9 protein-coding genes are annotated in these 9,016 nt (G+C 32.4%); 3 read left to right on the top strand and 6 right to left on the bottom strand.

Features of this window, described 5'->3' with window-relative positions; translation table 11 throughout:
- From ABY285_RS08310 to priA, 5 genes are all read right to left on the bottom strand, one after another.
- A partial coding sequence (locus ABY285_RS08310) for a carboxypeptidase regulatory-like domain-containing protein (RefSeq protein ID WP_372768952.1) occupies positions 1 to 1,043 on the bottom strand: 1,043 nt, incomplete at its 3' end.
- Between the two features lie 104 nt (positions 1,044 to 1,147).
- Positions 1,148 to 1,600 (bottom strand): 50S ribosomal protein L9, encoded by a 453-nt coding sequence (gene rplI, locus ABY285_RS08305; protein WP_372768950.1) that lies wholly within the window; start codon positions 1,598 to 1,600, stop codon positions 1,148 to 1,150.
- Between the two features lie 15 nt (positions 1,601 to 1,615).
- A complete protein-coding gene (rpsR, locus tag ABY285_RS08300) occupies positions 1,616 to 1,909 on the bottom strand; it encodes a 30S ribosomal protein S18 (protein ID WP_372768948.1) in 294 nt (97 codons plus the stop codon).
- Positions 1,910 to 1,914: 5 nt separating this feature from the next.
- Positions 1,915 to 2,262, bottom strand: coding sequence for a 30S ribosomal protein S6 (gene rpsF, locus ABY285_RS08295; RefSeq protein WP_372768946.1), 348 nt, complete (start codon positions 2,260 to 2,262; stop codon positions 1,915 to 1,917).
- Between the two features lie 85 nt (positions 2,263 to 2,347).
- Positions 2,348 to 4,792, bottom strand: a complete 2,445-nt coding sequence (gene priA / locus ABY285_RS08290; protein ID WP_372768944.1) for a primosomal protein N' — start codon at positions 4,790 to 4,792, stop codon at positions 2,348 to 2,350.
- Positions 4,793 to 4,988: 196 nt separating this feature from the next.
- On the opposite strand from priA, the gene ABY285_RS08285 reads away from it, so the two are divergent.
- On the top strand, positions 4,989 to 6,203 hold the full coding sequence (locus ABY285_RS08285) for a hypothetical protein (protein ID WP_372768942.1): 1,215 nt from the start codon (positions 4,989 to 4,991) through the stop codon (positions 6,201 to 6,203).
- 86 nt (positions 6,204 to 6,289) lie between these two features.
- On the opposite strand, the gene ABY285_RS08280 is transcribed toward ABY285_RS08285, so the two are convergent.
- Positions 6,290 to 7,468, bottom strand: a complete 1,179-nt coding sequence (locus ABY285_RS08280) for a class I SAM-dependent RNA methyltransferase (RefSeq protein ID WP_372768940.1) — start codon at positions 7,466 to 7,468, stop codon at positions 6,290 to 6,292.
- Positions 7,469 to 7,616: 148 nt separating this feature from the next.
- Between ABY285_RS08280 and ABY285_RS08275 the strand changes: the two genes are divergently transcribed.
- Together ABY285_RS08275 and ABY285_RS08270 are read left to right on the top strand one after the other, a co-directional pair.
- The gene (locus ABY285_RS08275) at positions 7,617 to 8,345 is read left to right on the top strand and encodes a cyclopropane-fatty-acyl-phospholipid synthase family protein (protein ID WP_372768938.1); all 729 of its coding nucleotides are present in this window, start codon (positions 7,617 to 7,619) and stop codon (positions 8,343 to 8,345) included.
- A complete protein-coding gene (locus ABY285_RS08270) occupies positions 8,342 to 9,016 on the top strand; it encodes a ZIP family metal transporter (RefSeq protein WP_372768936.1) in 675 nt (224 codons plus the stop codon). Before ABY285_RS08275 ends, ABY285_RS08270 begins: the two co-directional genes overlap by 4 nt.

Here is a 9,016-nt window from a genome sequence, read left to right as displayed (position 1 = left end):
GTAAACCCTTCAAAAGCACCTGGATCGTAACCTATACTTCTTAAACCTGTTTGTACATCAACTAAATCTTGTAAAAGAACTCTTGATTCATTGATGGCACCTGTTCCTCTATTTGGCAACCAAGATTGACCTAAATCTGTTCTATCATCTTTTTCGAAATTTACGAAAACAAACAATTTATCTTTAATAATAGGCGCTCCTAAACTGAAACCGTATTGTTTTTGTTCTAATTCAGGCACAAAAATATTTTCACCTTTAATTTTACTGCCTGTTAAATCTTGATTTCTAAAAAACCCATAAACTGTTCCTTTTACTTTGTTTGTTCCACTTTTAGTTACTGCATTTACAGAAGCCCCTGTAAAACCTGATAAAGTAACATCGTAAGGTGCTGTTGATACTGAAATTTGTTCAATGGCATCTAATGAAACTGGCTGTGCGCCTGTTTGTCCACCAGGTGTGGCAGCATCCAATCCAAAAGGATTGTTAAAGATTGAACCATCTAATGTAAAGTTATTGAATTGGTCGTTTCTGCCTCCAAATGAACCACCAGAAGCGGATGGATCTAAACGCGTAAAATCTGAAGCAGATCTTGAAATTGTAGGCAGTTTTGTAAGTTCTCTAGCTCCTACACTAGTTTCGGCTCCAGTTCTGTCGCTATTAAAAGTTGTATTTCTCCCACCGGTAATAACAACTTCACCTAATAACTCACTTTCATTATCCATTTTAACGTCTAAATCAAAAGCTTTACCTAAATCTAAATACACATCAGTATATTCAATAGTTTTAAAACCAATATAACTTATGGTAATCGTATAAGGTCCACCTACACGTAAGTTTGGTAAAGAAAACCTTCCTCCTTCTAAAGTCATTGTTCCTGCAACAGTACCTGTCGGCAAGTGTTTCGCAACCACATTTGCGCCATATAAGCCCATTGAAGAGTCGTCAGTTACTGCTCCTTGAATTTTTGAAGTAGTTACTTGCGAAAAGACACTAATACCTGAAAATATGGCAATTAGCATAGAAAATAATAATTTTTTTTTCATTATAATTAAAGTTAAATTAATGTTTTTAATTGAAATCAAAAATAAAATAAAAAAGCCCACTAAAAAGTGGGCTTCAAATATATTTATTAACTAAATATTGTTAATTACTTTGCCTCGGCAACTATTTCAATTGGCAACTCAACCACAACTGCTCTATGCAATCTAATAGTGGCATTGTATTTTCCAATTCTTTTAATGGTGCCTCCTTCAACTTTGATGTATTTTTTATCAATTACATGACCTGCAGCGGCTATAGCATCTGCAACGTCTTGGTTATTTACTGATCCAAATAATTTGGTATTATCGGCTGTTTTAGCTGTAATTTTAATATCCAATGCCTTAATTGCGTCTGCAATTTCAGTAGCATCTTTTATTAATTTTTCTTCTTTATAAGCACGTTGCTTTAAAGTTTCCGCTAACATTTTCTTAACTGAACTTGTTGCCAATACTGCAAATCCTTGAGGAATCAAATAGTTACGTCCAAAACCATTTTTTACAGTAATAAGATCATCTTTAAACCCTAAGTTTTCAACGTCTTGCTTTAATATAATTTCCATAATTCCTTGCTGTTTTTATTTTAACATATCCGCAACGTAAGGCAATAAAGCCAAGTGACGTGCTCTTTTAATGGCAACAGACACTTTACGTTGAAATTTTAATGATGTTCCTGTTAAACGACGTGGTAAAATTTTACCTTGTTCATTTACTAAGTATAATAAGAAATCAGCATCTTTATAATCAATATATTTGATACCGTTCTTTTTAAAACGACAGTATTTCTTTACTTGTTTAGTCTCAATATCTAACGGAGTCAGGTAACGAACTTCACCTTGTTTTCCTCCTTTTGCTTGTTGTTCTATAGACATAACGCTTATTTTTTAGGTGCTTTAGTACTGTCTCTTAATCTTCTCTTTTCAGCCCAAGCAACAGCATGTTTATCTAACGCAACCGTTAAATAACGCATAATACTGTCATCTCTTCTAAATTCAAGTTCAAAAGGAGCAATTGTTTCTCCAGCAACTTTGTATTCGAATAAGTGGTAAAATCCACTTTTTTTGTTTTGGATGGTGTACGCTAATTTTTTTAAGCCCCAATCCTCTTTTGATATCATTTCGGCACCTTTAGAAACAAGATAGTCCTCAAACTTCTTTACTGTTTCCTTTACCTGAACATCAGATAAAACGGGATTCAAAATGAAAACAGTTTCGTAATGATTCATAATTAATAATTTAAGTTTTTACTTTTAAGGGTGCAAATATACTGTTATTTCCTTAATTGGCAAATGTAAATTTAATAAAATAACTTTAATAATTATCTACATCTATATTGAATCTGATAGAGCGAAATTCATTTATGGCCTGAAACGCATTTTTAACTCTCTGAATCTGTTTTTTACTTACTGCCAACGATTGTTTTTGTGGAATTTTAACGATTAAAGTTCTGATATAATAATTCCTGATTTTTGAAATTCCCGGAGTTGAAGGTCCTAAAATATCATGTTTAAAAATTGAAATTAACGATTTTCCCAACCAAATAGCACCTTCTTCTACCCGATTAAAATCCTTATGGCGCAATGTTATTTTAATTATTCGATAAAATGGCGGATAATGGTATTGCCAGCGTTCCTCCAATTGTTCTTTATACATTTCTTCAAAAGCAGTGGTTGAAACTTGCTGTAATATTTGATGGTTCGGATTATAGGTTTGTACTGCAACCTTACCTCTTTTACTGGCACGTCCTGCCCTACCCGAAACCTGCACCATCAGTTGATAACTTCTTTCATGAGCTCTAAAATCAGGGAAATTCAGCATATTGTCGGCATTCATAATTCCCACCAACGACACGTTTGCAAAATCCAATCCTTTTGAAAGCATTTGCGTACCCACCAATATGTCTATTTCCTGCGATTGAAATTGCCCTAATATTTTTTGATAGCTGTACTTTCCACGCGTAGTGTCTAAATCCATTCTTCCCACTTTTGCCTTTGGAAACAATTCCAACAATTCTATCTCAATTTGCTCGGTTCCAAAACCCTTGGTATTTAAATTTGCACTTCCGCAAGCGCCACAATTATGAGGCATTGCCTGGCGGTGTCCGCAATAATGACATCGCAATTCTTTTCTGTAATTGTGATAAGTTAAGCTCACATCGCAATTAGGGCATTGCGGCGAAACCCCACAAGTTTCACATTCTACAACAGGTGCAAAACCTCTTCTATTCTGAAATAAAATAACTTGCTCCTTATTATCCAAAGCTTCTGTAATCATTTCAAGTAACCGGTCTGAAAAATGACCGGTCATTCGTTTTTTTCGATACTTTTCTTTTACATCAACCAATTCAATTTCAGGCAATAAAACATTGCCAAATCTTCTATTTAGTTCAACCAATCCGTATTTGCCTTGTTGCGCGTTGTAAAACGTTTCAATACTTGGTGTTGCAGAACCCAAGATTACTTTAGCATTGTGTTGCTTTGCCAAAACGATTGCGGAATCACGCGCATGGTATCTTGGAGCCGGATCATACTGTTTAAAAGATGGCTCGTGTTCTTCATCAACAATGATTAACCCTAAATTAGAAAAAGGCAAAAACATGGAAGAACGGGCGCCTAAAATTAATTGTGCTTTTTGCTTATTTTCCAATACATTATTCCATACTTCAACACGTTCATTCATGGAGTATTTTGAATGAAAAACTGATAAATATTCTCCAAAATAAAGTTGCAGTCTGTCAATTAATTGTGTGGTTAGCGCAATTTCTGGAAGTAAATAAAGCACTTGCTTACCTTCGTCAATAATTTTTTTAATTAATTTAACATAAACCTCTGTTTTACCACTACTTGTGACCCCTTTTAAAAGTACAGTTTGTTTGGTTTTGAAGTTTTCTTTTATGGCAATAAATGCTTCTTCCTGATGAGAAGTCAGTTCCTTTATCTTGCCCGATTTTCCATCAAAACTAATACGATCTGTTTGAATAAAATAAATTTCAAAAATCCCTTTATCAATCAATGATTTTATCACTGCTGAAGAACTGTTTGAATCCTCCTGAAGCTGCGTAATTTTTATAGGTTTTTTTGCAGACTGTAATTGAAAAAATGTTAAAATAATGGCACGTTGTTTTTTTGCCCGACTTAGGGAATCCATCAATTCTGATAATTTTTCAGATGCGTTCCATTCCTCTGTTAAACGAACATATTTTTCTAATTTCGGTTTGTATTGCTCATAAATTTGCTCTTTAACTACAATGGCATTTTTATCAATTAAGGTTTTTATGATTGGAAAAACAGTTTTTTTTCCAATTATCTCAACAATTTGCTGAATAGAAAGTTGGGATTGATGTTGTAAGGCTTCAAAAATTAAAAATTCTTCATTGGATAGTCCTTCTTCATTTGTAAAATCTTTAACCAATTGAACTTCCGTTTCACTTTCCAACAAAAAAGCAGAAGGCAATGCAGCCCTGTAAACTTCACCCAAAGAACACATATAATAACTGGAAATCCATTCCCAATGGTTAATTTGAATTTTGTTTACGACAGGGATATCATCTAAAATTTGATAAATTTCCTTTGCTTCATAGCCAATTGGTGGAATTTGATGAATTTTATAAACTAAGGCTGTGTAAATTTTTGATTTTCCAAATTCCACAGCAACACGCATCCCATTTTTTAAAAAGGAGGCTTCTGCCTTGGTTATTTTATAGGTAAATAACTTTTGCAAAGGAATAGGTAAAATAACATCAATAAAATTGTCCAAAGGCTTTGATTTTAAAACGTAAAAATATTTAAAATCAATTTAATAATTGCCGATTGTCAATTATTTAATTTTTTTGATTTTAACCAAGTTATATGCCCAATTTTATTGCGTATACATTTTTTTGGCACGTTGTTTGTAATTACGACTTCGTATACTGCTAACCGGCAAATTTAGTTTAACCTTTAAATATTTTATTATGAAAACAAAATTATTACTTATAGCCACTTATTTATTTGTAGGGTTTGCTGTGCAGGCTTCAACTTTTAAAACTGAGAATTCTTCAACAAATAATTATTATAATGATGATTATGGAAATTCATTCACTTTTGTTGAAAGAAATGTAACATTTGCAATTTTTAAAAATGGCGAATTTGATTTCTATATCAACCAAAGAAACGCTTTAGGCGTTAATTATCAAGGCAATGGCATTAATATTAGTTATAACTCAGGTTATGACTACGACCCTTATGTACAATATGATGATTACGGTGCTATTATTCAAATAGAAGATATTCCTATTTACTATGATTATTACGGACGTGTAAATAGGATTGGAAACACCAATATAAATTACAATTCAGGAAGGTTGGTACGTGTAGGTGGATTGCATGTTTATTATAACAGACAAGGTTATTATAGTCATTATTCAGGATATATTAACAATTACAACAGAAATTATGTGTTTCACCCATATCATAATTATTTTGCAAGACCATTATTTGATTTCAGAATTGTAAGTCATGACCCATATAGAAATCATTACAAGCCAGCACGTTATACTTATTATAATGATCATTCAAGAAATAAATATTACAAAAGAGGCAAACACAATAATTATAACCAACGAGATAAACATAACACTAGACAAAGGGTAGCAAGTAAAAATGTTCCTAATAGATATGATGATAGAAATTCTCATACAGAAAGAAGAAACACTAACGACAGAATAAGTCAAAATGGTCGTAAAAATGGTTCAGTTCACAATACTGATCGAAGATCAAAAACAGTAAACAGGCCAACTTCTAACAACAGAACAAGTCAGAATAGCCGTAGTAGCAATGGTTCAGTTAACAACACTGAAAGAAGTTCAAAAACTGTAAACAGACCAACTTCTACCAACAGAACAAGTCAGAATAGCCATAGCAATCGTTCAGTTAAAAATACTGACAGAAGATCAAATACAGTTACAAGACCAAGTGGAAATAGAGAACAAAGCAACACGAAAAACTCAAGAATAGCTGAAAATCGTTCACCACAAAGAACAGCGCAAAAACCTGAGAGAACACAACAAAGAAATAGTTCTGCAAATACTCAGAAAGGGCAAACTGTTCGAGAAACAAAAGGTAACAATACTAGAGAAAATTCAGGGAAAAAAGAAAATTCAAGAGGTAATTCTTCAAGAAGAAATTAAGAATTATTTGATTGAATAAATAACAAAAAGCGTTGCATTACTGCAACGCTTTTTTTTGTTTTTCCTAAATCATAAGAGAATCGCCCTTAAGATTCTTCTTCTTCAATTGGTCTCTTATGTGTTTTTTTGCTTCCTTCGTACATATCATACCGCACAAATAAACAATCCAAATCTCCATTTTTCATAGGAATTCTTCTGGAAGTTCGTAGGCCAACGTGCTTTATAGCTTCCATATTAGAAGTAATGAACCAAACTGTGGAATCTGCATAGCCACTTTTTAGAGTGTCTCCAATTTTTTTGTAGAATTCTTGCATATCAATATCCAATCGTTCACCATATGGCGGATTAAATAAGATAAAGGTGCGACCAAAAACTTCTTTTACAGAGTTAAAGAAGTTAATATGATGAATCCCAATAAATTCACTTAAATTGGCATTGGCAACATTTTCCTTTGCTTTAACCACTGCAGATGGCGCTTTGTCAAATCCCATAATTTTAAAATGAGAATTGTGTATTTTTTTTATCAGCGAATCCTGAATGGTAAAAAACAAGTCTTCATCATAATCCTCCCACTTTTCAAATCCAAATTCATTTCTGTTTATGTTTGCCGGAATATTGTTGGCAATCATCGCAGCTTCAATCAAAATTGTTCCTGAACCACACATAGGATCAATAAAATTACAATCTCCAGTATATCCAGAAAGCAATACCAAACCTGCTGCCAATACTTCATTTATGGGAGCAATATTTGTTGCGCTTCTATAACCTCGCTTGTGCAAAGAATCGCCCGAACTGTCTAATGAAATAGAACAGTAATTATTGTGAATATGGACGTGAATCTTTAAATCCTGATGCTTAGTGTCAACACTAGGTCTTTCATTATATTTATTTCTGAAATAATCCGCTATGGCATCTTTCGATTTTAACGTAATATAATGTGAGTTTGTGGTGAAACCTTGAGAATTTACGACTGCTCCAATAGAAAAAGTACTGGAAACGCTCATATATTTTTCCCACTGAATTTGTTGTATTTTTTTATATAAATCATCTTCATCTGCAACTTTAAAGGTCTTAATTGGCTTTAAAATTCTAATGGCAGTGCGCAAAGCCATATTTGCTTTGTACATAAACCCCTTATCACCCGTAAAAGAAACACTTCTCACACCTTTTTCTACATCTTGCGCACCTAAATTTTTAAGTTCCGTTGCCAATACTTCTTCCAGTCCAAACATTGTGGTGGCAACCATTTTAAAATTTCTCTCCATATTATATATATTATTTTGCAAAAGTACTCAAATATTAAGTTATATGCATAAAGTTAAAAAGTTAAAAATTTTTTGCTCAATAATAAAACAGCTAGTTTCCTAAACATTTAACCAAACAAATCATTAGTTTTGCAGTCATTTCAATATTATGACTAAAAACAAAGATTGGTTTGCTTCGTGGTTCGACACAAGCTATTATCATATTTTATATAAACATAGAGATTATTCTGAAGGTCAGGCGTTTTTAGAAAATTTAATTGCCTTTTTAAAATTAAAAAAGGGAGATTCTGTATTGGATTTAGGATGCGGAAAAGGACGCCATTCAATTTATTTAAATTCATTGGGATTTAAGGTTATCGGTGCGGATTTGTCCAAAAACAGTATAGAATATGCCAAGCAATTTGAAGCCGAAACACTGCAATTTGTCGAACATGATATGCGGGATCCTTTTAAAACAAAGTTTGACGTAATTTTTAATTTGTTCACAAGTTTTGGTTTTTTTGAAGATGATGCAGAAGATATTGCCATTTTGCAAAATATTAAGAATGGATTAAATCCGAATGGAATTGCTATTATAGACTTTATGAATACAAAAAAAGTGATTTCTTCACTAGTCTCTGAAGAGATTCTAACTATTGATGACATTACTTTTAAACTTAATCGTTACGTTAAAAACGGGTTTATTGTTAAAGAAATAAATTTTGATGCAGACGGAGAACATCACACCTATTTTGAAAAGGTGAAAAGTTTAGATTTGACCAAAATAAATACTTATGTAAACGCTGTAGGTTTTAAAATAAAATATACTTTTGGTAATTATCAGTTAGAAGATTTTAATGAAGAAACATCCGACCGTTTAATTTTAGTTTTAGAATGATGACTTATATTGCACTTATAGCATCCGTTTTAGTTGGCCTTCTTATCGTTTTCGGATTAAATCCAAGCAAAAAAACTGTTCAATTATTATTGTCATTTAGTGGTGCCTACTTGTTGTCTATCACTATTTTACATTTGTTTCCAGAAGTATATATTCCAGAAAATTCGTCTATAGGTTTATTTATTCTCCTTGGACTTTTATTGCAACTTATTTTGGATTTTTTCTCTAAAGGTGCGGAACATGGCCATATTCATATTGAAGAAAATATTGTTTTTCCCTGGGCATTGTTAATTAGTTTAAATATTCACGCTTTTATGGAAGGAATTCCATTGGCTCATAACCTTAATCACGAACATTTACTTTGGGCAATAGTGATCCACAAAATTCCAATTTCAATCATATTGGGAACATTTTTTGTAAGCTCGAAAATTTCTAAAACAAAATCCGTTTTATTTTTGTTGTTATTTTCTTTTATGTCACCGTTAGGAAGCTTCGCAGGTGAAAAGGTTCAATTTTTATCCACCTATAAAACGGAAATTACGGCAATTATTATAGGTGTATTTTTACATATTTCAACAATTATTTTGTTTGAAACATCAAAAGACCATAAGTTTAATCTTTTAAAATTTGTTGCCATATTGGTTGGTATGCTTGTGGCTTATTTAGCTTAA

The organism is Lutibacter sp., assembly GCF_041555395.1.
In the GTDB taxonomy this organism is placed as follows: Bacteria; Bacteroidota; Bacteroidia; order Flavobacteriales; family Flavobacteriaceae; genus Lutibacter.
Note: the sequence above shows the minus strand (reverse complement) of the source record. Positions and strands in the feature narration are given on the sequence as shown.